Raw genomic sequence first — 25,511 nt, 5'->3', positions numbered from 1 at the left:
CCCGACATTTTGGCTTATCGTTTTTAGGAAAGATTAATGGAACGCATCGAAATTAATGGTTTCTTAACCATAGATCACGCGGATTTTGAGATACGAAAAATAAATATCTTAATCGGTGCGCAAGCTCAGGGTAAAAGCGTTATTGCCAAGTTAGTTTATTTCTTTAAAAAATATTTTTCGGACGCTTTTTACCAATCTATCCAAAAATTTGCAACCAAACGGGAAATTGATAAGAAATGCTTAACCCAGTTTGAGCAGATTTTTCCCCGCTATTCGTGGGCAAATCAGGAGTTTTCTATTGTATATAAAAATGGAGATGTTGAGGTATCAATTACAAGAACCAAAGCAGGCAATAAATACACATTGAAGTTTAATTATTGTAAGGACTTGGCGGATTTCCATAAAGAATTAAAAAATAGTTACAAACTTGCTTTAGGTAGATTTACTACAGAGATAGAACAAGAAAAAACACCAACAAGACAAGATATTATCTTCTACGACACAGTTTCTGAAAAAATAGATAATTCCACATTTTGTAATATGTTTAAAGGATCTATTTTTATTCCAGCAGGCCGATCTTTTTTTGCCACTATACAAAAAAATGTTTTTTCATTCCTCGTAAACGATATTGATATAGATACGTTTATTAAAGAGTTTGGTGCTCGCTACGAACAATCGAAGCGGCTGCATCAGATTTATCAATCTGATTTTTTTCGTCATGGTAAAACTGATGACGCTACTAGAAAAAAAGTAGATAAACTCATTAGTGATATAGTCGTTGGCGAATACGTTTACGCGGATGAACAAGACTGGATTTTAAACAAAGGAACAAGGACTAATTTGGCTAACGCTTCATCAGGCCAGCAAGAATCTTTACCTATGCTTTTAGTTCTGAAAATTTTGTCTCGCATGTATGAAAAATCAACAACTTTTTTCATAGAAGAACCTGAAGCGCATTTGTTCCCCATATCGCAAAAACAAATTATCAGTCTGATTGCCACGATATATAACGCTTTCGGCCATTCTTTTTTTATTACCACGCACAGCCCTTATATATTAACGGCGATAAATAATTTAGTGGTAGGACAAGATGCCTACGACAAAGCCAATGGCGATAAAAACAAGTTAAAGAAACTTGAAAAAGCCCTAGCTACTGATGAGTTGATTCGATTGGAAGACGTGTCTGCTTATACATTAAATAAAGGCAAACTCGAATCCATCATTGATCTGGAAAACCGACTAATTGGCGCAAATCTGCTTGATGCGGTATCTGATGAATTTGAAGCCGCATTCAGCGTTGCTACTGAAATTTTATATGGTGATGATTAATGGATTATGGCAAGTGCGCAACTCAATCATCTAATGAAATTATCACCGCAGAAGAGCACAAAAGAAAACTAATAATTCGAAATGAACATGGAAAAATCATTAGAAAAATTAAAGTCGATGGTTGTTTAATTGCAAAGACTGATCCAAGTTTGCGCTGTGATTATATGTTTGAAATTGATGAGTCTGAAACAACCGTTATTGCCAAGGTAATCTATCTGGAATTAAAAGGCGAAGGTGTAAAACATGCTTATGACCAATTAGTTGCCACCATGGAAAGATTTTTAAACGAGCATCGTGGCTGTAAAAAAGAATGCTACATCGTTTCTTCAAAGGTCCCTCGATTAACAACAAGTGTACAGCAATTAACGGCTAAGATGAAAAACAATAAAAAAGTAAGCGCAAAACTCACCGTAAAAAATAATCAGGCTGAAATACACATTTAATCCAATTAATTTCATTGTTCGATAATTTTAGGAACGAAATATCGAACATTTTTATCGAAACTCGTTACAAAAAACTTAAAGCTCAGGAAACCTAATGTCAGACATAGAAATAGCCCAACAAGCCAACATGAAACCGATCATCGGCTTGGTTAAAGAACAATACGGCATCGACGCCGAACACCTGGACCCTTACGGTCATTACAAAGCCAAGATGTCGCTGGAATACGTCAACAGCCTGTCCGATAAAGAAGACGGCAAACTGATTCTGGTCACCGCGATCAGCCCTACCCCGGCTGGCGAAGGCAAAACCACTACCACCGTGGGCTTGGGCGATGCGATGAACCGCATCGGCAAACTTACCATGATGTGCCTGCGCGAACCGTCATTAGGGCCGTGCTTCGGCGTTAAAGGCGGCGCGGCGGGCGGCGGCTACTCGCAGGTTGTGCCGATGGAAGACATCAACCTGCATTTTACCGGCGATTTTCACGCGATCGGCGTCGCGCATAACCTGCTGTCGGCCTTGATCGACAACCACATCAATCATGGCAACGCGCTGGACATCGACCCACGGCGCATCCAATGGAAACGCGTTGTCGATATGAACGACCGCGCGTTGCGCAACATCGTGGTCGGCATGGGCGGCCCGGCCAACGGCTATTTGCGTGAAGACGGTTACGACATCGTGGTCGCTTCCGAAGTCATGGCGATTTTATGCTTGGCGACCAGCCGCGCGGATCTTAAAGAACGCCTGGGCCGCATCGTGATCGGCTATAAATCCGACCGGGTCACGCCGGTTTACGCCCGCGACCTGAATGCGCAAGGCTCGATGGCGGCCTTATTGAAAGATGCGATAAAACCCAACCTGGTGCAAACGTTGGAAAACAATATCGCGATTATCCACGGCGGGCCGTTCGCCAATATCGCCCACGGCTGCAACACCGTAAGCGCGACCAAAACCGCGCTGAAACTGGCCGATTATGTGGTGACCGAAGCGGGTTTCGGGGCCGATTTGGGCGCTGAGAAATTTATCGACATTAAATGCCGCATGGCCGGACTCAAGCCCTCCGCCGTAGTGTTGGTCGCTACGGTCAGGGCGCTTAAATTCCACGGCGGCGTGGTTAAGGAAGAATTAAACCAGGAAAACCTGGCCGCGCTGGAACAAGGTTTTGAAAACCTTGAGCGCCACTTGCATAACATCACCCACCATTACGGCCTGCCTTGCGTGGTGTGCATCAATCATTTCACGTTCGACACCGATGCGGAAATCGCATTGCTGAAGCAAAAATGCGAAGCCTTGGGCGCCCAATGCGTGGTTTCCACGCATTGGGCGAACGGCGGCGCGGGCGCTGAGGAATTGGCCCATGCGGTCAGCGACATCGTTGACAACCGCGAACCCGAGTTTAATTACGTCTACGACGAAAACCTGAGCCTCTGGGAAAAGATCGAAGCCATTGCAACCAAGCTGTACGGGGCCGGCAGCGTCACCGCAAACGCCAAAGTGAAAGCACAGCTGGCCGCATGGAATGCGGATTACGGCAAGTTCCCGATCTGCATGGCGAAAACCCAAATGTCGTTTACAACCGACCCGAACGCCAAGGGCGCGCCTTCCGGCCATGTCGTTGAAATCAGCGATGTCCGGCTGGCGAACGGCGCGGGGTTTATTGTCGCGATTGCGGGCGATATGATGACAATGCCCGGCCTGCCTAAAGTTCCTGCGGCCGAACGTATCGATATTGACGATAACGGTAAAATCACCGGATTGTTTTAACCTTCAAGCCGGGGTTCAAACTCTTGAGCCCCGGCGTCCCCCCTTTCATCTAAAGCATAAAAACTTCAACCCGTTGGCATTCGTTCCTACGCCGTTCGGCTGTAATAGCAAAATCAACACACACCAGCCCAACCTCATTCTGCTGTATAATATTTAGCCAATCCTTTAAGAACTCCCCGCGTTTATGTATAGATATGAAGGCCGCGTTATCCACGAAAGCCACGATGATGACGGCATTTTAGAAGTTGTCGAGCGTGACGGCGTAAGGTCGCTGCACTTCGGCTCGTTTCCCCGGCAGAGCAGTATATTGCTGGCTGACCCGGATAAACTGTATCTGAATTATGTGCGCTGCATGACCAGCTGGATGTTATTTAAGCCCACGCTTGATGACGAAGCTTTAATTATCGGTTTGGGCGGCGGCTCATTAACCAAGTACCTGCTGCATCATTTCCCGGAATGCCGATTGAGAGCCGTCGAATACAGGGCGAGCGTGGTCAAAATAGCGCGCAGCCATTTCGGCCTGCCGCTGGACCCGCGCCTGAAGGTTATCATCGATGACGGCGCGAAATATGTCCGCCAGCGAACCGACAGCCAAAGCGGGCAATACAGCCTGATGTTTGTTGACGCGTTCGACCATGAAGGCATGGCGCCGTCAATCAGTAATCATGCGTTTTTCGATGCCTGCAAAATGCTGTTAAAAACAGACGGCATGCTGGTCATCAATCTTTGGGGCGGCCTTAAAAACCCCTTATTCCAGCAAGCGGCGCTGTGGCTGGGACAGACTTTTGACTGGCGGATTTTATTTCTGCCGGTTAAAGACCGGGGCAATATTATCGGCCTGGCTTTCAACGAAGGGGCTCCGCTCTATTCCCTGAAAGACCTGCGGACCCGGGCCATCATTCTTGAGCAGCTTTACCAGATCGAATTTGTCTCTTATTTAAGGGACATCATCAAGCACAATTCCAGCGTCATCAATAACTCGATAAGAAAATAATGTCTACCGCCTTGCAAACCGAACCCAATCTTTTTAGCTACCGCCTGTACTGGGCGCAGCGCTTCGGCATTGCCCCGGTTCTGCCGATGAGCAAAGCTGAAATGGACGAACTCGGCTGGGACGCCTGCGACATAATCCTGGTGACCGGCGACGCCTATATCGATCACCCCAGCTTTGGCATGGCGCTGATCGGCAGACTGCTTGAAGCGCAGGGATTCAGGGTCGGCATCATTTCCCAACCCGACTGGACCAACGCCAAGGATTTCATGAAACTCGGCCGCCCGAACCTGTTTTTCGGCGTGACCGGCGGCAACATGGACTCGATGGTCAACCGCTATACCTCGGACAAAAAAATCCGCTCGAACGATGCCTACACCCCCGACGGCGTAGCGGGCAAGCGCCCTGACCGCGCGGTTAACGTCTACTCGCACCGCTGCCGCGAGGCTTACAAGGACGTACCGATTATCATCGGCGGCATCGAAGCCAGCTTGAGACGCATTGCGCATTACGATTACTGGTCGGATAAGGTCAGGAAATCGGTGCTGCTGGATTCCAAAGCCGACCTGCTGGTTTACGGCAATGCCGAACGCCAGATCGTCGAAATCGCCCATCGTCTGGCTAACGGCGAAACCATATCGGAACTGAAAGGCATACGCGGCACCGTGCATTTCGTCAAACAAATACCGGAAGGCTTTGCGATTAAGGACTCCACCGACATCGATCATCCGGGAGCGGTCATGCCGCCGCAAAATCCTTATCAGGAAGAGCCCGCTTGCGATAAGAAATCCGATGCGGCTACCGATGAAAAAGTGATCTCGTTCCCAAGCTCCAGCGTGGGAACGCACAGACAGCAGATCAAGGATCAACGAGCGAAAACCGTCATCCGCCTGCCCAGTTATGAAGCGGTAAAAGACGACCCGATACTGTACGCCCACGCCTCAAGGGTCATGCACGGCGAAACCAACCCCGGCAATGCACGCCCGTTGATTCAGCTGCACGGCGCCCGGCAAATATGGATTAACCCGCCGCCGATTCCGCTGACCACCAAGGAAATGGACGGCGTGTTCGACCTGCCCTACTCCCGCGTGCCGCACAAAGCCTACGGCAGCGCCAACGTACCCGCCTTTGAAATGATCCAGCATTCGGTCAACATCATGCGCGGCTGCTTCGGCGGCTGCACCTTCTGCTCGATCACCGAGCATGAGGGGCGCATCATCCAAAGCCGATCGGAAGATTCGATCATTAGGGAAATAGAAGCCATCCGCGACACTTCGCCCGCGTTTACCGGCCATATTTCCGACCTGGGCGGGCCTACCGCCAACATGTACCGGCTGGCCTGCAAGGATCCGAAAATCGAGGCCGCCTGCCGCAAGCCGTCCTGCGTTTATCCCGGCATTTGCCCCAACCTGAATACCGATCATACCCCGCTGATTAAACTCTACCGCAGGGCTCGCGCCTTGCCCGGCATCAAGAAAATCTTTATCGCCTCCGGTTTGCGTTACGACTTGGCCGTGGAGTCGCCTGAATACGTCAAGGAACTGGTTACCCATCATGTCGGCGGCTACCTTAAAATCGCCCCGGAACATACCGAGCAAAGCGTGCTGTCCAAAATGATGAAGCCGGGCATGGGCACTTACGACCGCTTCAAGGACATGTTCGACAGATTTTCCAAGGAAGCAGGAAAAGAACAATATTTAATCCCCTACTTTATCGCCGCCCATCCCGGCACCACCGATAAAGACATGCTCAATCTGGCGTTATGGCTAAAGCGTAACGGCTTCAGGGCCGACCAAGTGCAGGCCTTCTTGCCTTCGCCGATGTCCATCGCCACCGCGATGTATCACTCCGGCAAAGACACGCTGCATAAAGTCAGCCGAACCGTCGCCGATATACCGATCCCCAAAAGCGTCAAGCAGCGTCGCCTGCACAAAGCCTTCCTGCGTTATCACGACCCCAAGAACTGGCCGTTATTACGCGAAGCCTTAAAAGACATGGGCCGCAGCGATTTGATCGGCAACGGCAAACAGCATCTGGTTCCCAGTTTCCAACCCAAAGGTACGGTTGAAACGCCCGAAAAAATCCAGCGCTTTAAGACCAAATATACCGGACTGGACAACACCCGTTCAGGAAAAAGCAAGCCGCAGCCTGTCAACAAAAACAAGGCAAAAAGAAAGCCAAAAAAGTACTAGCCAAGAAAAAAATGTTGTGTATAATACGCGCTTCTTCGCTGGTGTAGCTCAGTCGGTAGAGCAGCTGATTTGTAATCAGCCGGTCGCGGGTTCGATTCCCATCGCCAGCTCCAAGAGTTCCAAAGGCTTAGGTGTTTTTCACCTAGGCCTTTTTTATTTTGAGTCACCATTTAAAATAGAAACTGATAGTAATCAGTAGTAATATTTTAAGATTCCCCCTGTTGATCCTGGCAATCATTGCCAACAATTCAGACTCAAAAAAGCCGGCGTTACCCGGCCTCTCACTTTTGAAATAGGTCATGCAGTTTTTCTCTGGCATCTACTTATTGTTAGTAAATAACTGCAAGTAATCCGCAAATAGATACATTTTTCCACGCTTGCCGCCGGTGATTTCTTTCAATATGCCAAACCGTTCCAAATCGGCAATCAGCTTGTAGGCCGATGCGGGTGATATATCAGCCACATCACCTACTTTGGCCGCATCAATCATCGGTCGCTGGTACAAATAATTAATTACTTTCTGCGCATTGGTGGTTCTGCTGCCTAAGGTTTGTATCTGACTATCCACCTGTTTTTGCAGCTTCAAAATATTATCGAACGTGGTAATGCTGCTTTGTGCGGTTTCAATAACACCAACCAGGAAAAACTTTAACCATTGCTGCAAATCGTTTTTTTCCCGCACCCGCATCAGATTGTCGTAATAAAGGGAACGATTGCGCTCGAAAAAATCAGACAAATACAATACCGGTTGTTTCAATATCCCTTTACTAACCAGATACAGCGTAATCAACAAACGCCCCACACGACCATTGCCATCGAGGAAGGGGTGGATGGTTTCAAACTGGTAATGCACCAAAGCAATTTTCAGTAACTCTGGAAAATAGTTGTCATCATTATGCACAAACCGTTCAATATCACTAATCAGCTCGCCAATAGAAGTATGTACGGGCGGCACAAATACCGCATCGTTAAGCGTTGCCCCACCTATCCAATTCTGACTAAGTCGGAACTCACCCGGCTGCTTATGCTTGCCGCGCACACTTTGCATCAAAATCCTGTGCGTCTCACGGATCAAACGCGACGAAAAAGGCAGTGTCTGTAAATTTGCAATCGCATGATTCATAGCCGCCACATAGTTCTGCACCTCTTCCCAGTCATCCCGTTTATCCAGCGCAACATCTTCCTGATCCAGTAGCGCTTCTTCCATATTCGTCTGCGTACCTTCAATCTTGCTCGATTGTGTGGACTCCTTTAGCACGTGCATACTGATAAACAGATCGATATTAGGGATGTAGTCCGAATACATATCCAGCCGCCCCAATTCACGATCTGCCTGCCCCAGCAACTGAATCAACGCCATGTCATCAAGCACCCAGCCTCGATTGATCGGGTTAGGCTGAAAACTCTTATAATGGGTTTGCTGATCGATCCGACCTGCCTGAAAATCTTTCATTGCCGTGGCTTTTCCTACGAATTAAAACAGTCTTGTTTGATAATTTAGATTATATAGAAAAACTAAAATAACACAGGCTGCTATTTTAGTTCTCAATGCTACTTTGTTATATCGCTCTTGTTTATTACATTATCACATTGACTTTTCCGCTTATGGGGTTTATTTTGATAGCCTTGATTTGCGGAAATTTCTCTATGCGGATCTATGAGACAAAACAGGCTTAACCCTGTATCACATCAGCGTTTGAGTGTGCCAAAATGCGAACCGGGAAAGCAAAAAATCACACCCTAGCCCCTATCTTGTCTGTGTTTAAGTGCATTAATTACTGCTACGCGGTTATCTGTACGAAAACAATACACAAAAAACCGACAACCCTTTAAGGCAATCGGCTGTCTGCTTGCTCTCCGGCCTGCTCAGCGCCGCAATAAGCGGTCATAATGTCCATGATTTCATGAATCGCTGCGTTTATAGCGCGCCAAACGCAAGCTCGTCAGAAATACGGCCTCCACGCGCGTTTTCGAACTGAATGACTATCGAGTAGTCCAATGTTCTTTCGTCCATAGGGCCAACAGTATCGTTTAAGTCAGCTTTATCGGCTATTTTGGCTACCGAAAGGCGGTGTGATAAATCTGCGGTGTTTGATTTAGTGTTCATGGTTTAATTTCCGGCTATTTATTTGGCTTTTTGGAGCAACCAAGCGATCTCTATTGTGTCAACTTTCCCCTTCAATCCGCCCTCAACATTCTTGCGTTCAACAGGCTTCAATTGGTAAGTAGAGCCATAATGTTGCTTTACTTCGTGCTCGTTAACTGAAAACGGTGGACCAGCCATCAGCAGTTGATTGTATTCATAAGAGATCAGCAGCTGCGGCGCTGCGCCGGTTATGTTCATCAGGTGTAACGCATATTGCTCTCGTATGCCGGCAGGCAGGGCAACCAAAGCCGCGCGATCGTATATCGCGCTTAGGGGGCCAAGATATTCAGCAGACACGTCAAAAATATCACCCACTAATATGTCGATACCTTTAGCGCTGTAGCGGGCCAATTCCCCAATTTTGGAGATTTCCGGCTCCAAGCCAAGTTCTTTAAATAACTCGTTAACGGCGAGTTCGCTCAATTCTGCGCCAACAACTCGATAACCGCAGGCAAGCAACCAGGCAATATCACGTGTCTTGCCACACAACGGCAGGAATACACGACTACCCTTTGCCGGATTTAATTTTTCAAAATGTTCTATTAGTAACGGGTTTACCTCAGTTTCATGAAAACCAATATCACCCCGTTCCCATTTTTGATGCCAAAAACTTGCTTCCATATCGACTCCTTAAATTCTTCAAGAATAAATAACATGCCACCAACTTAATGGCTTAAGGGTTTGGTTAAAAATAACGTCCCGAAATCACTGTCTTCTATCGTCAAGCCTTTCGTACTGCCCTTTCGGCTACGTTCAGCACGAAAGGCCTTGTCGAAGGGCTCAGGGCGAACGGAAAAATTTTACCCGATCCATATTAGGAAGTTATTAACGACCGTACCCTAAATGTTGTGCTAAGTTGTGTTCAGAGCTAGGATAAAAGCTCAAGTCAACTTGAAGTCAAGCATTAATTACGACAGGTGAAATAATGGATATAGCGGAAGTTGCAAAGGCATCTGGATTACCAGCCTCAACATTACGATTTTATGAAGAAAAAGGACTGATCCAGTCAAACGGCCGCTTTGGCTTGCGCCGTCTATTCAGCGCCAATGTTATAGAGCGTCTGGCTTTAATATCTTTGGGACGTAGCGCCGGTTTCTCGCTTGATGAAATTGGGGAAATGTTTACCCCTGAAGGGCCTGACATTAATAGAACGTTGCTTTTAGCCAAGGCGGATGAGCTGGACAGCAAAATTAAAGCACTGACCTCCATGCGTGATGGGCTCCGTCACTCAGCGGCCTGCAATGCGCCAAACCATTTTGAATGTCCAAAATTTCTTCGCCTCCTCCGTGTTGCCGGTAAAAATCGGTTTAGGCAAGCAAATATCAAACTTAAGCGAAAAGTGCGAACCTATTTGCCCTAACGCCATGCAATATCAGACCTTATCCAGCATCCTCCACTGCTGAGCTTTACTGTAAAAATGGCTGATGTCTGTAATCAATTCGCAGCCTTGTGATGGCGGCACCGAATGCCGGCTCCAATGTTCCGCGCCATTCCCCCCTATCCATACCGCCGAATCAGCGGTTTCTTTTGCCTCGACGACAATTTGCAGCTGTTCAATGGTTGCAGGTTCAGGCGGCGTTTTCGTCATACCGATAACGACAATATCGGGTTTTAAATGCCGGACAGCTTCGACAATATCCTTGCCGGGCAGATTAGCGCCCAAATAATAGCAGCGGTACTGTTGGGCGGCCGCCAGCAGGCAGCTTAGCAAAATACCGAATTCATGCGGTTCGTCGCTCGGCGTGGCAAACAGCATGGCCGGGCCGCTGCTTGACGTGTTGTACAAGCTGTGGGCCATGCTCAACACGATACGTTTCACGCAACTGGAAAACATGTGCTCCTGGGCTATGCTCAGTTTCTCTTGATGCCAAAGATCGCCTACTTTTTCCAGGGCCGGCAACAAAATGTTGCGGGCGTAATCCAGCGGCTCGCTGGCCAGCAAGGCACGCTTCAATAACAGCTCGCAACGGTCGATCCGATAGTCCAGAACGGCTTCAACAATCTGATCCAGCAACGGAGACGGCGAGTCTTTCTGCACGCCTTGCGCCCGCTGTTGCAGGTCGCGCAAGGCCTCGCAATTCAAACCGGCGATTTTGCTGATGGTATGGCCGTTGCGCGTCAGCTGGGCAAGCAATGTGAGCTTTTCCAGATCCTGTTGTGAATACAGGCGGCGGCCATTATCGCTACGCGTCGGGGTGATGCCCGCATAACGGCGCTCCCAAGCACGCAGGGTTTCGGCGCTCAGTCCGGTCAAAGTGGTGACTGCTTTTATTGAATACATTGTTTATGTTTTGTATATAACTTTATTTGACAAATATTGTACATTGCAGTAATTTTAGTTCCAAGCTAAAAACATAACAACAGGCCAAGCCATGACAGAAGCCGTACTCAATGCAGCGAATTCAACCACGTTGGTTAGCGAAACCGAACCGCTTTCGCTTGCGATAAACATGGAGCAGGCCAGGCAGCATCTGCTGTCGCTGTTGTTGGCCGATGATGAAACGTTGACGTTCTTGATCAAGCACTGCCTGTCTCATTTGGACAATGACCTGGATATTTGCCAAATAATCAGCGACAAAACAGTTGACGCGATTATTGTACAAGGATCCGATTTTGTACAGCCTAATCTTGTTCAAGATTTCCGCTATTTACTGAAAAACTCCACCGACTGGTCTTCGTTGCGCAGCCTGCATTTTTTACCGGGTTTTTTAATCGAAGCCTCCGGTTTGTTCTTGTCCACGGTTAGTCATCGTCCGGCTATTAAAGGTTACCGGCTGGAGCTTGCCCAAGCCGCCCAATCATTGCAACGGCTTAGACAGCAAATGATTGCCGGCAATATCGGCTTGGTCGCATTTGTCGCGCATAAAAACAAAACCACAGTACTGAGTTTCGACGACTTGCTTCAGGAAGGCGTGATCGGATTGATCAAGGCGGTCGATCGTTTCGATCCTTATCGCGGCTTCCAGTTTTCCACCTATGCGATGCCCTGGATAAAACAGGCCATCTCCCGGCTGATCGTTAAACAGGAAAAAATCGTTCGCCTGCCGGTATCGTTGGCGGAAAGAGCCGGCGCGGTATTTGAAGCGATGCGCATCACTTATCTGCAAACCGAGCGCTGGCCCAGTATCGAACAATTAAAAAAGCTCTGCGACTTAAGCGAAGACGAGATCAAATCTATCAGGAGCTATTACCAAGCCAACCATTCGCTGGATGCGGGAACCGAGGAAGATGAAGGTCTGGCGTTGATGGCCGGCATGAAGCAACAGCAATTTGCGCTGCCGCTCGATGAGCTGATTGACAGCAATTTGAGCCAATATATCGATCAGGTGGTCGCCACGTTGCCGGACAAAGAAGCGGCGATCCTTACTATGCGCTTCGGGTTAAAAAATCACACGGAAATGACCTTGCAGGCCATTGCGGATCAACTACAGGTAAGCCGGGAGAGAGTCAGGCAGATACAAAACGAAGCGTTAAAAAAACTTAAAAACCAGTTTGGTTACGACCTGATGCTGTTCCTTGAACCCAATGACAGCTACTAAAACCAGATCGCGCCACAGCAACATTGAGGAGGGGTTATGTCATCAGAAAAGCACAATACAACCAAACCAACCCAGCAACCGGACTGGAAGTTTGAGTTTGAAAAACACTGGAAAACATGCTACCGAAAGTCGGTCGGCTATTTTACCAGCCATAAAAATCAATTCTCGCTGCCGAAAATCGCTGGCGTTGCCTGCGGCGGCTTGTCGCTGATTTGGCTGGCGAGCGGCGTTTACATTGTTGATGAGGGTAATCGCGGCGTGATCACCCGCTTTGGCGCTTACAGCGAAACCACCCAACCGGGTCCGCATTGGCATCTGCCGATGCCGATCGAGAAAGTCGCGATTGTCAATGTCGAGCAGCAACGTTTTATCGAAGTGGGCTACCGGGACAGCGGCCGAGGCAGCAAGGCGGCTAGCATTGCTCAAGAATCGTTGATGCTGACGACCGATGAAAACATCGTTAATGTGCATCTCGCCGTGCAATACCAGATTAATAACGCCCGTGATTATCTGTTTAACGTCAAGAACAACGAAGCAACGCTGAAGCAGCTGACCGAGAGCGTCGAGCGCGCGGTGATCGGCGCCAGCAACATGGACTATGTGCTGACCGAAGGGCGTAGCGAAATTGTCGCCCGGATCAAAAACGACATTCAGGCGGCAATGGATGACTACAAGGCCGGCATCATTATTGCTAGCGTCAATTTGCAGGACGCCCAGCCGCCGGAAGAAGTGCAAGGCGCTTTCGAAGACGCGATCCGCGCTCGGGAAGACAAACAGCGCTTGATCAATGAAGCCGAAGCCTACAGCAACGAGATTATCCCCAAAGCGCGCGGCGCGGCGTCCCGTTTGCTGCTCGAAGCGGAAGCTTACGAAGCGGAAAAAATAGCCAAAGCCAAAGGCGAAACCGAGCGCTTCGACCAACTGCTGGTCGAATATGAAAAAGCCCCGGCCATTACCCGTAAGCGCTTGTACCTGGAAGCCAGGGAAAAGCTGCTCAGCGGCACCAACAAGATCATTGTCGATGCCGGTCAAAGCGCACCGCAGCTGTACATGCCTTTGCAAAATCCGGTTTCGCATCCGGCGGCGGAGAGCAAAGCACCGCAAGCGGAAGCAACTGCCGAAGCCGCCGCAATTGACAAGAACCACGGCCCAAAAACGGCCGCCAACAGCTTACGTCCAAGCCGGAGTAAACCATGAGCAGAACACACATTTTGTTACCCGCCAGTTTCATCCTGTTAATACTGGCCTATCTATCGGTTTTTTATGTCCTGGAACATCAAAAAGCCATCTTGTTTCGTCTTGGCGAAATGGTCTCGTCAGACTTTAAGCCCGGACTCCATGTTAAGACCCCCATCATCAATAAAGTCAGTACATTTGATGCGCGTGTGCTGACCTTGGACGCCAAGTCCGAGCGTTTTCTTACCTCTGAAAAGAAGAATGTAATTGTTGACTCGTTTGCCATGTGGCAAATCGGTGATGTGGGTCTTTTTTACACCACGGTCGGCGGCGATGAATATCAGGCCAATTTGCGCCTCGATCAAATCATGAAGGATGCGATGCGCAGCGAGTTCGGCATCCGCACGATCAAACAGCTGATCTCCGAAGACCGCAGCGAACTGCGCCGCACCTTGCTGGACAAACTATCGCCGGTGGCGGCCAAGTTCGGCATCGAACTGATCGATATTCGTATCAAGCGTATCGATTTGCCGCAGGAAGTCAGCAATTCGGTTTATCAACGGATGCGCGCCGAACGGGAACGGGTGGCCCGGGAGTTCCGCTCGCAAGGCGCTGAAACCGCCGAGCAAATCAGCGCCGAGGCCGACAAGCAGAAACAGGTGATCCTGGCCAATGCCCGGCGCAACGGTGAAAACATTCGCGGCCGCGGCGATGCCGGGTCAGCGGATATTTATGCGAAAAGCTTCGGCAAGAACGCCGAATTTTACGCCTTCTACCGCAGTCTGGAGGCTTATCAGACGGCGTTTGAAAAAACCCAGGATACGCTGGTGCTAAAACCCGATTCCGATTTTTTCAAATACTTTTCCAAAGAAAATTAACGACTCAGCGGAGAGGCGAAAGTCATGAAAATATATATTTTTCGCATCCTGGGCATTTGCGTGATCGGCGCCGTGTTATACAGCATCGTCAACCGCACCTCCCCGGATTATGAGGAAAGCTATGCCGTGCCTTATTCGGATTTTATCGAAAGCGTGCGCAGTCGCAGCATCTCGGAAGTGGTGATCAGCGGCGCTGATATAGAAGGCCGCCGCAGCAACGGCGAGCGTTTTAACACTTACAACCCCAACGATCCGCGCCTGATAGACGAGTTGCTGGAATACGACGTCAAAATCAAGGTGGAAAAGCCTCAGGTCCCTTCGACTTTTACCCAGATCCTGATTTCCTGGGCGCCGATGCTGTTTCTGATCGCCTTAACGGTTTACTTTCTGCGCAAACAAACCGGAGGGGCGGGCGGACAAATGGGCTTCGGCAAAAGCCGCGCCAAGCTGATGGCCGAAGATCAGGTCAAAGTCCGTTTTTCCGATGTCGCCGGTGTCGAAGAAGCCAAGCAGGACGTGGTGGAAATGGTCGATTTTCTTAAGGATCCCGGCAAGTACGAAGTGCTGGGCGGCAAAATACCGCGCGGGGTGTTGATGGTCGGGCCGCCGGGCACCGGTAAAACGCTGCTGGCCAGAGCAATCGCCGGTGAAGCCGGGGTGCCGTTCTTCTCGATCTCGGGTTCCGATTTTGTCGAAATGTTTGTCGGCGTCGGCGCATCGAGGGTGCGGGACATGTTCGTGGAAGCCAAAAAGCGCGCGCCGTGCATTATCTTTATCGACGAAATCGATGCGGTGGGTCGGCATCGCGGCAACGGCGGCATGGGCGGCGGCAATGACGAACGCGAACAAACCCTGAACCAGCTGCTGGTCGAAATGGACGGTTTTGACGGCAACGAAGGCATTATCGTGATCGCCGCGACCAACCGCGCCGATGTGCTCGACAAAGCCTTGCTGAGGCCGGGCCGCTTCGACCGCCAGGTGCAGGTCGGCCTGCCCGACATCAAGGGCCGCGAGCAAATCCTCAAAGTCCATGCCGACAAGGTGCCGCTGGCCGATAACGTGAACATCAACGACCTGGCGCGCGGCACTCCGGGTTTTTCGGGAGCCGAGCTCGCCAACCTGATTAACGAGGGTGCTTTGTTTGCAGCCCGCGGCAATCAGCGCGTGGTCACGATGAACGACCTCGACAAGGCCCGCGACAAGATGATCATGGGTGCTGAAAAACGCACGATGGTGATGAGTCGGGACGACCTGTTGATGACCGCTTATCACGAGGCCGGTCATGCGATAGTCGGGCGGATCGTACCCGACCACGACCCGGTTTACAAAGTCAGCATCATGCCTCGCGGCGGCGCATTGGGCATCACTATGTTCCTGCCGGAACGCGACCAATACAGCGCCGGCAAGGACAAGCTGGAAGGCCAAATCTCCAGCCTGTTTGGCGGCAGGGTTGCGGAAGCGTTGATTTACGGCAAAAACAAAGTCACCACCGGCGCGTCCAACGACATTGAACGCGCCACGCAATTGGCGCGCAACATGGTCACCAAATGGGGCTTGTCGGATCGCCTCGGCCCTATGGATTACGGCGATAGCGAGGGCGGCTACATGGGGCCGCAAGCCAAGCCGATGTCCGAGAAGATGGCGCAAGTCATCGACGAGGAAATCCGTCATGTTATCGATACCAACTATCAACGCGCCGAGCAAATCCTGAAAGACCATATCGATATTCTGCACAACATGGCGCATGCGCTGCTGGATTGGGAGACGCTGGACAAGTACCAGATCGACGAGTTGATGCAATGGCGGATGATTGCTCCACCCGAGCCGGTTGAAGATGCCGTTGAACCCTTGGTCAGCGAGATTGCGCTGGGTAACGGCGGCAATACAAGCTCTGAAGACTCGCGGCTTCCTGAATCAAACCGAATCAGGCCGGGCTCGTCCCCGGCTTACCTATCCTCCTCTATATGCCCTTCAAACTCTGTATTTGTGGAGGGCATCTTTTTTTCCCTGGAGATGATTATGATCGCCAAATTTTTTAATCCAAAAAAACTGCAAGTACTGAGCACGGTGCTGGCCGTTAATTTTAATGTCGCCGTTATTTTTCTGCTGGTTGCCAGCCTTGTTTCCGCCGCCGGCAGTTCATTGTTTTTCGACAACAACAGCGAACTTTACGGGTCATTGGCCGGCAACCTGCGTTTAATGCTGATTTATTTAACGCTCAGCCAATTTGGCGCATACTGCTTTTGCAGCTTCAGCCGGAGCTACCGCGCCTTAGTCCCGGTAGGCGTGTTTTGGTTGCTGCTTACGGGGTCAATTGAATTCTACGGCCAAGTCAACCAGATCCCCATAGATGAAGATTACGGCTGGCTCTTCTTGTATTTGGGCCTGTCTAATTTGGGTTACGGCGGCATTATGGCTATCAACATGTCTGAATACCGGGATGTTGATTCAGGCACATAGACCGGCTTGGCGGACAATTTCCTGAGCTACGAAAAAATTCCAGGCCGATTATTTCAATCCTTAGCAGGATAAGTTCTTGGCAAAACATGGAGTGGCAGTATAGTATCACTTTATGAAAATAGAACTTGTCACCACACTAAAGCGCCAGGCAACTAAGATTCTTGCTGAGCTGCATGAATCTAAGGAGCCTGTCTTAATAACTGAGCACGGTCAACCGTCAGCCTACCTTGTCGATGTCGATGATTATGAACTTATGCAAAATCGCATACGCATCCTTGAAGGTATCGCAAGGGGCGAAACAGCCGTTTTTGAAAACCGAACTTACAGTCAGTCGGAAGCAAAAGAAAAAATGAGCAAATGGCTCAAATAATCTGGACTGAACCGGCTTTATCCGACCTTAATGAAATTGCTGAATACATAGCGCTTGATAAACTTGATGCGGCACGCCGCTTGGTCAAACAGGTATTTTCCAGTGCCGATCGTCTTGAGCAGTTTCCCGAATCAGGCCGCATCCCTCCTGAATTAGAAAACTCAAAGTACCGAGAAATCATCGTTGGCCCGTGCCGGATTTTTTATCGTGTTGATCAAGGTAAAGTCTATATACTTTATGTGATGCGCGGAGAAAGGCAGCTCCGAAAGTATTTACTCGATGAACTGGCGCAGGCGACCCGCCAACCGATAAATATTTAGCCCGCCCAAAAAACTTTATGTCTTTCCCTGGAATGGTTTTGATCAGGTTAATTTGACGTTAAATCCGCTATTTTTATTTCACTGACTCCTTGGGCGCGTTAACAGCGCTTTTAGTTCCTTGATTTTCAGCCGTTTAGCTATACTATGTCCCCTTAATTTAGACGCAGTTTTATTTTCTGATTGGGACTTCACAATGAAATGGTTTGTACGCGCTGATATTGACGGTTTTTTTGGCTTGGCTCTGGATAATCTGGTGCAATTGCTGGTTATCGTGGGCTTATGCCGACATGTCCTTGGGTTCTCGGACAACCTGATTTACCAACACATTCTGCCCGGCGCCGCCGTTTCGTTGCTAGTCGGTAATTTGTATTACGCTTATCAGGCCAAAAAACTGGCCGAGTCTTCCGGGCGCAACGACATTTGCGCCTTGCCTTACGGCATTAATACCGTTTCTTTGTTTGCCTATATTTTTCTGGTCATGCTGCCTGCCAAAATGCTGGCGGAAGCCGCGGGCGCTGAAAACCCGGAACAGACAGCATGGCAAGCGGGCTTGTTGGCCTGTTTCGGTTCCGGCCTGATTGAATTGAGCGGCGCATTCGTGGTCGAAAGATTAAGAAAAGCGACGCCGCGCGCCGCCTTGCTATCCACGTTATCGGGCATCGCCTTAACGTTTATTTCCCTGGGCTTCTTGTTTCGCACCTATGCCCATCCTGTCGTCGGCCTGGTTACGCTGGGGGTGATTTTATTGGTCTACTTCGGAAAACTCCGTTTTCGCGGCAATATTCCGGGCGGACTGGTGGCCGTCGCATTAGGCTCCTTGCTATCCTGGTTAATGGGTTTGGCCCCTGTCGGCGCTATGCCGGATAATCAGTTAAGTTTGTATTTGCCGGTACCGGTGCTCGGCGATTTATTCGAGGTGCTGGCTTCGGAACACAACTTAAGCTATCTGTCGGTCATCATTCCGATGGGCTTATTTAATCTGATCGGTTCCCTGCAAAATATCGAATCCGCCGAGGCCGCCGGGGACAGTTATCCAACGAAGCCTTCGTTAGCGGTTAACGGCATAGGGACATTGGCGGCCAGCCTGTTCGGCTCCTGCTTTCCAACGACGATTTATATCGGCCATCCGGGCTGGAAAGCAATGGGCGCACGCGCCGGTTATTCGATTTTAAACGGCGCGTTTATCACGCTGATTTGTTTAACCGGCAGCTTGTCTTATATCGCATGGGCGGTTCCGGTCGATGCCGGCATGGCGATAGTCTTATGGATCGGCATTGTGATTGCGGCGCAGGCTTTCCAGGAAACGCCAAAAAGCCACGCTCCGGCGGTCGTCATGGGGCTGCTTCCCGGCATTGCCGCTTGGGGCGCTTTCATGGCGAAAAACGGTGTGCGGGCTGCCGACTACGGCAGTGGATCAATGCCTGCGTTTTCCGACGCCATGCTGATGCGTTTTCAACAATCGGATATCTGGATACACGGCGCTTTCGCGCTGGAGCAGGGCTTTATTTTTACCGCGATGATCCTGTCCGCATTGACGGTCGCAATCATTGAGCGTCAATTTGTCAAAGCCGCGATATGGAGCGGCGCAGCCAGTTTATTATCCGCATCCGGCCTGATCCATTCCTACCGCTGGACGGTAAGCGACACGGCCTTGTCATTAACGCCTGCGTGGGAATGGTCGATTGCCTACGCATTGATGGGATTGATATTTTTAAGCGCGAAGTGGATCTGCGTTAAGGATTAAATGAGACTTGCCGGACGATAATCCTAACCGGCCTGAGGTTTGCATTTTCTTTTTGCCGGAAGCAGTCGATAATAGCCCTATCGTTAACTTAACCATGAATGAGAAAAAATGAGCAACGTATTTAGTTTTACCGGCACAGTGGGCCGCGATGCGGAAGTCAGGTATTTGCCGTCTGGTCAGGCGGTATTAAACGTTACCGTAGCCAACAATATCGGCTTCGGCGACAAGCAGCAAACGCTATGGATCCGGTGTGCGGTGTGGGGCAAACGCGCCGAAGGCCAGCTGCAAAATTACCTGAAAAAAGGCCAGCAGGTATTTGTCTCGGGCGAACTGAGTCAAAGCGAATACCGGGCGCAAGACGGCTCGACCAAAACCAGCCTGGAGCTTAACGCCAATATTATCGATTTGGTCGGCAGAAGAAACGAGTCCGGCCAGGCGCCGCAACAAAACTATCAGCCTTCAGGCGCGCAAGGCCAACCGTCCGCCCAGCAAGCGCCTAGCCACGATAATTTCGACGCGCCGTATGATGACGACATCCCGTTCTAGTTGATGGAAAAAATACCGGATAAGCCTGGAGCAGACCGGCGGAAAGTGAGCGTTTCCGAATGCAGCCTGCTGGTGGCTCCCGGACAAAGTAAAAAACTGGCGGAAATACGCAAAAGGCTTCAACCGGATGTGCCGGTTGAAGCCGTACAACGCAACAGCGCGCCTGGCCTCCCGCTGTTAACCGGCTTGAAGCCGGAAGTCGCTACGGAACTGAACAAGGCCAGGGCGCTTATTGATGGCCGCATTAATGAAATCATGCGCAGTTTTCCCGAGGGCAGGAAAAACAGGCTGTTTGGTTTCAGATTCGGTTCGGTTGACGCCATCAAAGCCATGAATATAAAAACCGCGTTTAAAACATTAGGCATCACCGGGCATTCGGTAAAAATACAGCTGATTGCTGAACTGGACTTTCACGGCAACGAGGTTAAACGGAGCTGACTTCCCCTGTTTTTTAAAGCTGCAAGGCAGGAGGGAATGTGAATAAGTTATATGCGTTACTCGATTCTATCGCCGACCAGCCTTTCCTGGCTATACAGCAGCTGTACGGTACTTACAGCTTCCCCCGGTTTGAACTCAACTTTATCAAAATGCAGGGCAGCCCCGGCGCCAACCCTGCGTCGATTGCCTCGGTAAAAATACCGCTGCAACACAGCAAAATTCCCGAAGACTTTTTGCAGGCCGCCGAATGCAGACTGGCGGCAGCGGATTTCTTGATCCGGCGCTTTCGTCAGGGGATAACACGGTTTGCGCTGCAAAACCGGGGTAAAGACGGCAGCGGTTCGTTTGACACGATTGCGCTGAGCCAAAAGATGCTGAGCAGGGACAGCGTTTTGTTTGGCGACGATGCCGTTTGTTTGCGCTTTATCATCAGCCTGCCGGCTAAAGGGCAAGGTGGCGTTTTTGATGCGGAGCAGGCGTGGATCATGTTGCATCAGGAACTGGTTGCGATTGTCGATGACTGTTTTTTTTATCAACACTACGACCGGCAAACCCGGCTACAGCTTGAGCGGTTTGTTGATCTGCAAAAAAACCGCCGTCAAATCATCCAATTTATGCGGCAGCATGGCCTGGTCGCTTTTATCGCCAACGACGCAAAGCTGCCGAGGCATAGCGGCGTCGATGACCTGCCTGCTCTGTGCGAGTCTGTCAAAACCTTTCAATCCCCCGTATCGCTGCAAATAACGATTCCCTTATCCGACGGCCGCAGCATAACCGGCATGGGCATTAAAGAAGGCATCACCTGCATTACCGGCGGCGGCTATCACGGCAAATCGACCTTGATGCAGGCGATTTTGTCCGGGGTTTATGCGCATATTCCGGGCGACGGCCGGGAATATGTGGTAACCCGGGAGGATGCTTTTTTTATCCGGGCTGAAGAGGGCCGCAGCATTCGGGATGTCGACATCAGCCCTTTTATCGGCGATTTGCCGAACGGCGTTAAAACCGATTGCTTTTCATCCGACAACGCCAGCGGCAGCACCTCGCAGGCGGCCAATATTGTCGAGGCTATCGAAAGCGGCAGCCGGTTGCTGTTGTTCGATGAGGACACCTGCGCCACCAATTTCCTGGTGCGTGATGAGTTGATCAAAAAAATCCTGGATGCCAAGCAGGAACCGATCAAGCCGCTCTATTCCACGGTACGGTCATTGTGGAAGAAACAGCATGTCTCGATGATTTTTGTAGTCGGGGGCTTAGGCTATTTTTTGCAGAAAGCCGATACCTGTCTGCTGATGGATAACTACCGTTGCGCTGATATTAGCGCCAAGGTGCGGGACAGACTTGGCGCGATAGAAGAAGATCAGGCTATCCCGGATTTTGCCGGATCGCGCCGTCTGGCGGCCGATAATTTCGACCCCGCTTATATCAATCAACGCCTGGACAAAAGGATGCCCAAGCGCATAAAAGCTTTACGCAACGCGCCCAGGCAACTTGAATACGGCATGGATTTGGTCAATCTGGATGCGGTGGCGCAAATTGCGGAAGCGCCGCAGCTTCTAGCCATCGGCTATTGCCTGTATACGCTGCGGACTAAACTAAAACAGTCGGGCGACGAGCCTGAGACGATTCGTTTCTGGATAGACTGGCTGGAAGGCGAAATCAGCAAGCACGGCTTGGCTGTGTTGGAGCCCGATTACCCTGGCACCCTTTCGATGCCGCGCAAGTATGAGCTGGCTGCGGCTATTAACAGAATCAGGTCGCTAAGAATTGCTCGGAACGACGGACAAAACCATGAAGCGTCACGGAAGGCCTTTAAGAGGGATAATGAAAAACAAGCTCCAAGCCCGTCTTGTCGCTCGGCGGATTAACAATAGATGCCGTTTAGGAACATGCATGAAATAACTTGAGCAAGTTTTATTTTTCATTTTTTAACCATGAAGGACATGAAGCGGCATGAAAGGTTTAAGTCTTCATGTCCTTCATGCTCTTCATGGTAATTGCCTAAATTAATTTATGCACGATCCTTAGGTATTTCATACGCTGAAGTTAATTTGCTGGATAGTCCCGGTTTTACCGTCTTCAGTTAAATAAACGCCGGTATCGGTCACTTCGCCCAGCGACCGGTTATCGGCGGTGCGTAATTGAAACGGCGTGGTGGCGTGTCCCAGATAGATAGCGCCGATGTTTTTATCACCCAGCGCAATAAGCTGCTGGCTGCCGTCCTCATGCCGCTGCCAGATTCTTAGACTGTTATAGATCGGGTCGGCTTCGTCAATAAAGCCATTGCTGTCGCTGTCATACTTGGCCAGTTCCGAAAATCCGTTGCCGGAATTCGGGCCGAACAGTTCGGAACCATTATTGATAACGCCGTCCTGATTTTTATCCAGCGCCAGAAAACCGCTGCCCGGCCTTAATGTGGCGATTTGTTCGGTCGTGCCGTTGGCGTCAATATCGAATTCGAAACGTGTTTGCGACAGTTCCGCCGCATTGCCGTCAAAATTGATCACCAGCGGATCGACTTTCTGTTCGGGCTCGCCGAGCCTGATCGAACGGCTGGTTTCCAAACGGAATTCGCGGCTCATATTCAATTTAACCGAAAAATCGATACTTTTGCCGTCCTGTGTTTGGATCGAACCAACGGCGGAAAAGCCGGCGCTTTCAGATTCCTGGTAAACGGTGCGATGCTCGTAAACAAGGCCGGCGCCGGTGGAAGGCGGCGTTGTTGTTATCTCAATACTGCCGGTGTCGGCAGTCAGTTCACTCGGCGAAAACAGCTTAAAATCCTGGCCGGTTATGGCTTTAACCATGTGTTTTACAATCAGCAGTTTAACGCTCTGGTTGGCGTCAAGGTTTTCACTAAGATCCACCGATTGCGTATCGATGTGCAGAGTTTTAGCGGAACTGCTTAGGCTTAGCGTATCCGCCAGCTGTTCTTTTTGGCTAGGCCTCGTCTGCCGTTCGGTTTTCCAGGACCGCAAAGACTCGGATTCTTGAAAACTTTTTAAAGACTGATGCCTGCTGCCCAATTGGATGGCGGAACTTTTTATGATCATTAGCTTTGGCCCGAGAAAGTTTATTTTCCAGGCTATCGGCTAACATCCGAATTAGTTTAGACGATATGCGAAAATAGCCGCCGCTGACCACGGCTACAGGACAGGACGCTTGGTGTATAATGAAATTTTTATGTTAGATTTAGGATCAACAATGGACGCTTACCCTGAGAAAACCTGTTCGATAGACCGTCTGGTCACTCATGCGAAATTGGTAGAAGCAACAAAAGCCGGAATAAAAACGCAGCAGCGTCGTGACGGCGTATATGGCTGGCCCGGCGAAACTTTCGACCTGGACGGGATGACTTTTGTTGTTACCGATCTGCAACGCCAGCGTTTAGGCGATATGACCGATGCCGACGCCAGGGCGGAAGGCTACCCCAGCCTGGATATGTACCGAGACATTATCTTGAAAATGCATGCTGGAATGACCTGGAATGAAGACGCCCTGGTATGGGTGCATAGTTTTACGGTCAAGACGGATTAGTTAACGCTGATGGACAAAAAACCCTCGGCTATTCAACGCGAGGGTTTAATATTGATGTCTGACTAAGCGCCGGCTAAATAATACAAGCCGCTGCTTAAGCACACTAATGAGAACAGGTAGTTGATGCGCTTGCCTGTGCTCAGTCCCAATACGCAGCCGCCCAGACAAATAGCCAAGCTCATCAGCATTAACGCCGAAAAATACAGCGCGGCGCTGGACTCGGCAGGAATTTCCGCCGCATGGGCATAGCCGTGGAATACGGCAAAAAACGATACCCCCAGAAAAAATATTTTAGCGCGTTGCTTCTGGCCGATAGTAACCAACAGGCCGAACGCGATTAACGATAAAGCGATTAATGATTCGACAAACGGTATCTGAACCGCATAAACATTAAGCACCGCGCCTGCCGCCATCAATGCAACAAAAACAGCCGGAAATGCAAACAAGGCTTTTCCGCCCTGCTTAGCCGCAATCAAGCCAACCGCCATTAATACCAGCAAATGGTCGATGCCGGTTAAAGGGTGCAGCAAACCGCTGATCAAACTGTGGTCAATGTGGCCTCCGGTGTGTGCATAAAGTGAGGGTGATACAAAACACAAGGCGGCGATCAGCCAGTTTTTAATACGCATAAGTGGAGTCCTCTTAAAATTATTAACCGGTAAACGATGACCAGCCGGCTCGCCGTCTATCGTTACTATAAAAAAGTTCCAGTCTATTAACTGGCCTGGGGTCTGTCAACGCTTTATCGACGCCTTGTCGATTAAAGAGCCTTAAGCGCATCCGCGAGCAGGGCGTCGAGTTGGATACAGGAGCTCGGATGGTCGATGCTGTCGGTGCTCCAGACGGTTTTGACGCCGGCATTAAGAATATGGATGTAAGCATCGCCGCAAAACAGGGCGTGGGTGACGATAGCATAAATATCCCGGCTGCCTGCCGCTTGCAGCAGACCGGCTGCTTTGGCGAGCGTCCTGCCGGTGCTGGCCATGTCGTCTACGATAACCACCGGATTGTTGCGATAATCTTTATCGGGCAAAGCCATTTCAACCTGTCTGTCGCCGAGCCGGTTTTTAGTCGCAATCGCATAATCAAAGCCGATCTTGCCCGCGATAGCTCCGACCCATTGTTTCGATTCGCTGTCCGGGCCCAACAGTATCGCATGCTTGAATTGTTGTTTTAAAAAAGCGCCCATTTCATCGGCGGCGGTCAGGCTGATCGCGTTTTTTATCGGAATCGCCTGGGTTAATGACGAAATACGGTGCAAATGCGGATCCACGGTAAGCACGTCATCAAACAAATCCGCAAGCAGCCTGCCGATAATGCGCTGACTGACCGCCTCGCCGGGCCGGTTGGCGATGTCCTGGCGCATATAGCTCAAATAAGGCGCAACCAGGGTCAATCGTTTAGCGCCTAATTCCCGCGCCGTGGTCGCGCACAGCATTAATTCGATCAGTTTGTCGTTGGGCTGGTTAAGGCTGCGGCAAATAATAAGGTGTTCCGGCAGCAAGGTCGGCAGGCGGACCAAGCTTTCGCCGTCGGGAAAATGATGCACGGCGGCCTCGATCAGCGGCACATCAAGCCGAACAGCCAAGCGCTGCGCCTGGCTTAAGTAATCGGGGAAGGCGAGTATCATCATA

The 25,511-nt window shown here is 50.1% G+C and carries 23 protein-coding genes, 1 tRNA gene and 1 pseudogene; 18 read left to right on the top strand and 7 right to left on the bottom strand.

Annotated features, from left to right (window positions below):
• The first annotated feature begins 36 nt into the window (after nucleotides 1-36).
• The 6 genes from B0F88_RS06315 to B0F88_RS06290 all read left to right on the top strand — a co-directional run bounded on the left by B0F88_RS06315 (nucleotide 37) and on the right by B0F88_RS06290 (nucleotide 6,836).
• Nucleotides 37-1,329: an AAA family ATPase gene (locus tag B0F88_RS06315; protein WP_104423099.1), complete on the top strand. Its 1,293-nt coding sequence runs from the start codon at nucleotides 37-39 to the stop codon at nucleotides 1,327-1,329.
• Nucleotides 1,329-1,772: a hypothetical protein gene (locus B0F88_RS06310; protein WP_104423098.1), complete on the top strand. Its 444-nt coding sequence runs from the start codon at nucleotides 1,329-1,331 to the stop codon at nucleotides 1,770-1,772. The genes B0F88_RS06315 and B0F88_RS06310 overlap by 1 nt, the downstream gene beginning before the upstream one ends.
• A gap of 94 nt (nucleotides 1,773-1,866) precedes the next feature.
• On the top strand, nucleotides 1,867-3,540 hold the full coding sequence (locus tag B0F88_RS06305) for a formate--tetrahydrofolate ligase (protein WP_104423097.1): 1,674 nt from the start codon (nucleotides 1,867-1,869) through the stop codon (nucleotides 3,538-3,540).
• A 184-nt stretch (nucleotides 3,541-3,724) separates the two neighbouring features.
• Nucleotides 3,725-4,534 carry a spermine/spermidine synthase domain-containing protein gene (locus tag B0F88_RS06300; protein WP_104423096.1) on the top strand — a complete coding sequence of 270 codons (810 nt, stop codon included), beginning with the start codon at nucleotides 3,725-3,727 and terminating at the stop codon, nucleotides 4,532-4,534.
• Nucleotides 4,534-6,723: a YgiQ family radical SAM protein gene (locus B0F88_RS06295; protein ID WP_104423095.1), complete on the top strand. Its 2,190-nt coding sequence runs from the start codon at nucleotides 4,534-4,536 to the stop codon at nucleotides 6,721-6,723. The genes B0F88_RS06300 and B0F88_RS06295 overlap by 1 nt, the downstream gene beginning before the upstream one ends.
• A 37-nt stretch (nucleotides 6,724-6,760) precedes the next feature.
• Nucleotides 6,761-6,836 (top strand) — tRNA-Thr (locus B0F88_RS06290).
• A 206-nt stretch (nucleotides 6,837-7,042) separates the two neighbouring features.
• Here the strand turns inward: B0F88_RS06290 and B0F88_RS06285 are convergent.
• From B0F88_RS06285 to tmpT, 3 genes are all read right to left on the bottom strand, one after another.
• Nucleotides 7,043-8,176 carry a Fic family protein gene (locus tag B0F88_RS06285; protein ID WP_104423094.1) on the bottom strand — a complete coding sequence of 378 codons (1,134 nt, stop codon included), beginning with the start codon at nucleotides 8,174-8,176 and terminating at the stop codon, nucleotides 7,043-7,045.
• Nucleotides 8,177-8,641: 465 nt separating this feature from the next.
• The gene (locus B0F88_RS06280) at nucleotides 8,642-8,830 is read right to left on the bottom strand and encodes a hypothetical protein (RefSeq protein WP_104423093.1); all 189 of its coding nucleotides are present in this window, start codon (nucleotides 8,828-8,830) and stop codon (nucleotides 8,642-8,644) included.
• An 18-nt stretch (nucleotides 8,831-8,848) separates the two neighbouring features.
• Nucleotides 8,849-9,490: a thiopurine S-methyltransferase gene (tmpT, locus tag B0F88_RS06275; RefSeq protein WP_104423092.1), complete on the bottom strand. Its 642-nt coding sequence runs from the start codon at nucleotides 9,488-9,490 to the stop codon at nucleotides 8,849-8,851.
• A 304-nt stretch (nucleotides 9,491-9,794) separates the two neighbouring features.
• Here tmpT and B0F88_RS06270 point away from each other — a divergent pair, with 304 nt between their 5' ends.
• Nucleotides 9,795-10,229, top strand: a complete 435-nt coding sequence (locus B0F88_RS06270; protein WP_104423091.1) for a helix-turn-helix domain-containing protein — start codon at nucleotides 9,795-9,797, stop codon at nucleotides 10,227-10,229.
• Between the two features lie 12 nt (nucleotides 10,230-10,241).
• On the opposite strand, the gene B0F88_RS06265 is transcribed toward B0F88_RS06270, so the two are convergent.
• Nucleotides 10,242-11,150, bottom strand: coding sequence for a MerR family transcriptional regulator (locus tag B0F88_RS06265; RefSeq protein WP_104423090.1), 909 nt, complete (start codon nucleotides 11,148-11,150; stop codon nucleotides 10,242-10,244).
• 91 nt (nucleotides 11,151-11,241) lie between these two features.
• Between B0F88_RS06265 and B0F88_RS06260 the strand changes: the two genes are divergently transcribed.
• From B0F88_RS06260 to B0F88_RS06215, 10 genes and pseudogenes are all read left to right on the top strand, one after another.
• The gene (locus B0F88_RS06260) at nucleotides 11,242-12,408 is read left to right on the top strand and encodes a sigma-70 family RNA polymerase sigma factor (RefSeq protein ID WP_104423089.1); all 1,167 of its coding nucleotides are present in this window, start codon (nucleotides 11,242-11,244) and stop codon (nucleotides 12,406-12,408) included.
• A gap of 36 nt (nucleotides 12,409-12,444) precedes the next feature.
• On the top strand, nucleotides 12,445-13,605 hold the full coding sequence (gene hflK, locus B0F88_RS06255; RefSeq protein ID WP_104423088.1) for an FtsH protease activity modulator HflK: 1,161 nt from the start codon (nucleotides 12,445-12,447) through the stop codon (nucleotides 13,603-13,605).
• Nucleotides 13,602-14,462 carry a protease modulator HflC gene (hflC, locus tag B0F88_RS06250; RefSeq protein ID WP_104423087.1) on the top strand — a complete coding sequence of 287 codons (861 nt, stop codon included), beginning with the start codon at nucleotides 13,602-13,604 and terminating at the stop codon, nucleotides 14,460-14,462. The genes hflK and hflC overlap by 4 nt, the downstream gene beginning before the upstream one ends.
• 24 nt (nucleotides 14,463-14,486) lie before the next feature.
• Nucleotides 14,487-16,301 (top strand): annotated as a pseudogene (gene ftsH / locus B0F88_RS06245) (ATP-dependent zinc metalloprotease FtsH); the annotation flags it as partial.
• Nucleotides 16,302-17,034: 733 nt separating this feature from the next.
• Nucleotides 17,035-17,292, top strand: a complete 258-nt coding sequence (locus B0F88_RS06240) for a type II toxin-antitoxin system Phd/YefM family antitoxin (protein ID WP_104423086.1) — start codon at nucleotides 17,035-17,037, stop codon at nucleotides 17,290-17,292.
• Complete coding sequence (locus B0F88_RS06235) at nucleotides 17,280-17,612, top strand: type II toxin-antitoxin system RelE/ParE family toxin (RefSeq protein WP_104423085.1); 333 nt, start codon at nucleotides 17,280-17,282, stop codon at nucleotides 17,610-17,612. The genes B0F88_RS06240 and B0F88_RS06235 overlap by 13 nt, the downstream gene beginning before the upstream one ends.
• 193 nt (nucleotides 17,613-17,805) lie before the next feature.
• A complete protein-coding gene (locus tag B0F88_RS06230; protein WP_104423084.1) occupies nucleotides 17,806-19,356 on the top strand; it encodes a permease in 1,551 nt (516 codons plus the stop codon).
• Nucleotides 19,357-19,464: 108 nt separating this feature from the next.
• Nucleotides 19,465-19,902, top strand: coding sequence for a single-stranded DNA-binding protein (locus B0F88_RS06225; protein WP_104423083.1), 438 nt, complete (start codon nucleotides 19,465-19,467; stop codon nucleotides 19,900-19,902).
• A gap of 45 nt (nucleotides 19,903-19,947) precedes the next feature.
• Nucleotides 19,948-20,340, top strand: a complete 393-nt coding sequence (locus tag B0F88_RS06220) for a hypothetical protein (protein ID WP_181049847.1) — start codon at nucleotides 19,948-19,950, stop codon at nucleotides 20,338-20,340.
• A 38-nt stretch (nucleotides 20,341-20,378) separates the two neighbouring features.
• Nucleotides 20,379-22,208, top strand: coding sequence for an ABC-ATPase domain-containing protein (locus B0F88_RS06215; RefSeq protein ID WP_104423081.1), 1,830 nt, complete (start codon nucleotides 20,379-20,381; stop codon nucleotides 22,206-22,208).
• 165 nt (nucleotides 22,209-22,373) lie between these two features.
• Here the strand turns inward: B0F88_RS06215 and B0F88_RS06210 are convergent, their stop codons facing one another.
• Entirely contained in the window at nucleotides 22,374-23,393 is a 1,020-nt protein-coding gene (locus B0F88_RS06210; RefSeq protein ID WP_104423080.1) for a hypothetical protein, read from the bottom strand.
• A gap of 151 nt (nucleotides 23,394-23,544) precedes the next feature.
• On the opposite strand from B0F88_RS06210, the gene B0F88_RS06205 reads away from it, so the two are divergent.
• Nucleotides 23,545-23,877, top strand: coding sequence for an ASCH domain-containing protein (locus B0F88_RS06205; protein WP_104423266.1), 333 nt, complete (start codon nucleotides 23,545-23,547; stop codon nucleotides 23,875-23,877).
• 62 nt (nucleotides 23,878-23,939) lie between these two features.
• Here the strand turns inward: B0F88_RS06205 and B0F88_RS06200 are convergent, their stop codons facing one another.
• Together B0F88_RS06200 and B0F88_RS06195 are read right to left on the bottom strand one after the other, a co-directional pair.
• Nucleotides 23,940-24,506: a HupE/UreJ family protein gene (locus tag B0F88_RS06200; protein WP_104423079.1), complete on the bottom strand. Its 567-nt coding sequence runs from the start codon at nucleotides 24,504-24,506 to the stop codon at nucleotides 23,940-23,942.
• 131 nt (nucleotides 24,507-24,637) lie between these two features.
• Nucleotides 24,638-25,510, bottom strand: a complete 873-nt coding sequence (locus B0F88_RS06195; protein WP_104423078.1) for a ribose-phosphate diphosphokinase — start codon at nucleotides 25,508-25,510, stop codon at nucleotides 24,638-24,640.
• Nucleotide 25,511: the final 1 nt, after the last annotated feature.

The sequence above is a fragment of the Methylobacter tundripaludum genome (genome assembly GCF_002934365.1).
Taxonomy (GTDB): domain Bacteria; phylum Pseudomonadota; class Gammaproteobacteria; order Methylococcales; family Methylomonadaceae; genus Methylobacter_A; species Methylobacter_A tundripaludum_A.
Note: the sequence above shows the minus strand (reverse complement) of the source record. Positions and strands in the feature narration are given on the sequence as shown.

Bases quoted from the DNA above. Each gene is read 5' to 3' on its own strand.
- B0F88_RS06315 (WP_104423099.1), top strand. From the start codon at position 37: ATGGAACGCATCGAAATTAATGGTTTCTTAACCATAGATCACGCGGAT.
- B0F88_RS06310 (WP_104423098.1), top strand. From the start codon at position 1,329: ATGGATTATGGCAAGTGCGCAACTCAATCATCTAATGAAATTATCACC.
- B0F88_RS06305 (WP_104423097.1), top strand. From the start codon at position 1,867: ATGTCAGACATAGAAATAGCCCAACAAGCCAACATGAAACCGATCATC.
- B0F88_RS06300 (WP_104423096.1), top strand. From the start codon at position 3,725: ATGTATAGATATGAAGGCCGCGTTATCCACGAAAGCCACGATGATGAC.
- B0F88_RS06295 (WP_104423095.1), top strand. From the start codon at position 4,534: ATGTCTACCGCCTTGCAAACCGAACCCAATCTTTTTAGCTACCGCCTG.
- B0F88_RS06285 (WP_104423094.1), bottom strand. From the start codon at position 8,176: ATGAAAGATTTTCAGGCAGGTCGGATCGATCAGCAAACCCATTATAAG.
- B0F88_RS06280 (WP_104423093.1), bottom strand. From the start codon at position 8,830: ATGAACACTAAATCAAACACCGCAGATTTATCACACCGCCTTTCGGTA.
- tmpT (WP_104423092.1), bottom strand. From the start codon at position 9,490: ATGGAAGCAAGTTTTTGGCATCAAAAATGGGAACGGGGTGATATTGGT.
- B0F88_RS06270 (WP_104423091.1), top strand. From the start codon at position 9,795: ATGGATATAGCGGAAGTTGCAAAGGCATCTGGATTACCAGCCTCAACA.
- B0F88_RS06265 (WP_104423090.1), bottom strand. From the start codon at position 11,150: ATGTATTCAATAAAAGCAGTCACCACTTTGACCGGACTGAGCGCCGAA.
- B0F88_RS06260 (WP_104423089.1), top strand. From the start codon at position 11,242: ATGACAGAAGCCGTACTCAATGCAGCGAATTCAACCACGTTGGTTAGC.
- hflK (WP_104423088.1), top strand. From the start codon at position 12,445: ATGTCATCAGAAAAGCACAATACAACCAAACCAACCCAGCAACCGGAC.
- hflC (WP_104423087.1), top strand. From the start codon at position 13,602: ATGAGCAGAACACACATTTTGTTACCCGCCAGTTTCATCCTGTTAATA.
- B0F88_RS06240 (WP_104423086.1), top strand. From the start codon at position 17,035: ATGAAAATAGAACTTGTCACCACACTAAAGCGCCAGGCAACTAAGATT.
- B0F88_RS06235 (WP_104423085.1), top strand. From the start codon at position 17,280: ATGGCTCAAATAATCTGGACTGAACCGGCTTTATCCGACCTTAATGAA.
- B0F88_RS06230 (WP_104423084.1), top strand. From the start codon at position 17,806: ATGAAATGGTTTGTACGCGCTGATATTGACGGTTTTTTTGGCTTGGCT.
- B0F88_RS06225 (WP_104423083.1), top strand. From the start codon at position 19,465: ATGAGCAACGTATTTAGTTTTACCGGCACAGTGGGCCGCGATGCGGAA.
- B0F88_RS06210 (WP_104423080.1), bottom strand. From the start codon at position 23,393: ATGATCATAAAAAGTTCCGCCATCCAATTGGGCAGCAGGCATCAGTCT.
- B0F88_RS06205 (WP_104423266.1), top strand. From the start codon at position 23,545: ATGGACGCTTACCCTGAGAAAACCTGTTCGATAGACCGTCTGGTCACT.
- B0F88_RS06200 (WP_104423079.1), bottom strand. From the start codon at position 24,506: ATGCGTATTAAAAACTGGCTGATCGCCGCCTTGTGTTTTGTATCACCC.
- B0F88_RS06195 (WP_104423078.1), bottom strand. From the start codon at position 25,510: ATGATGATACTCGCCTTCCCCGATTACTTAAGCCAGGCGCAGCGCTTG.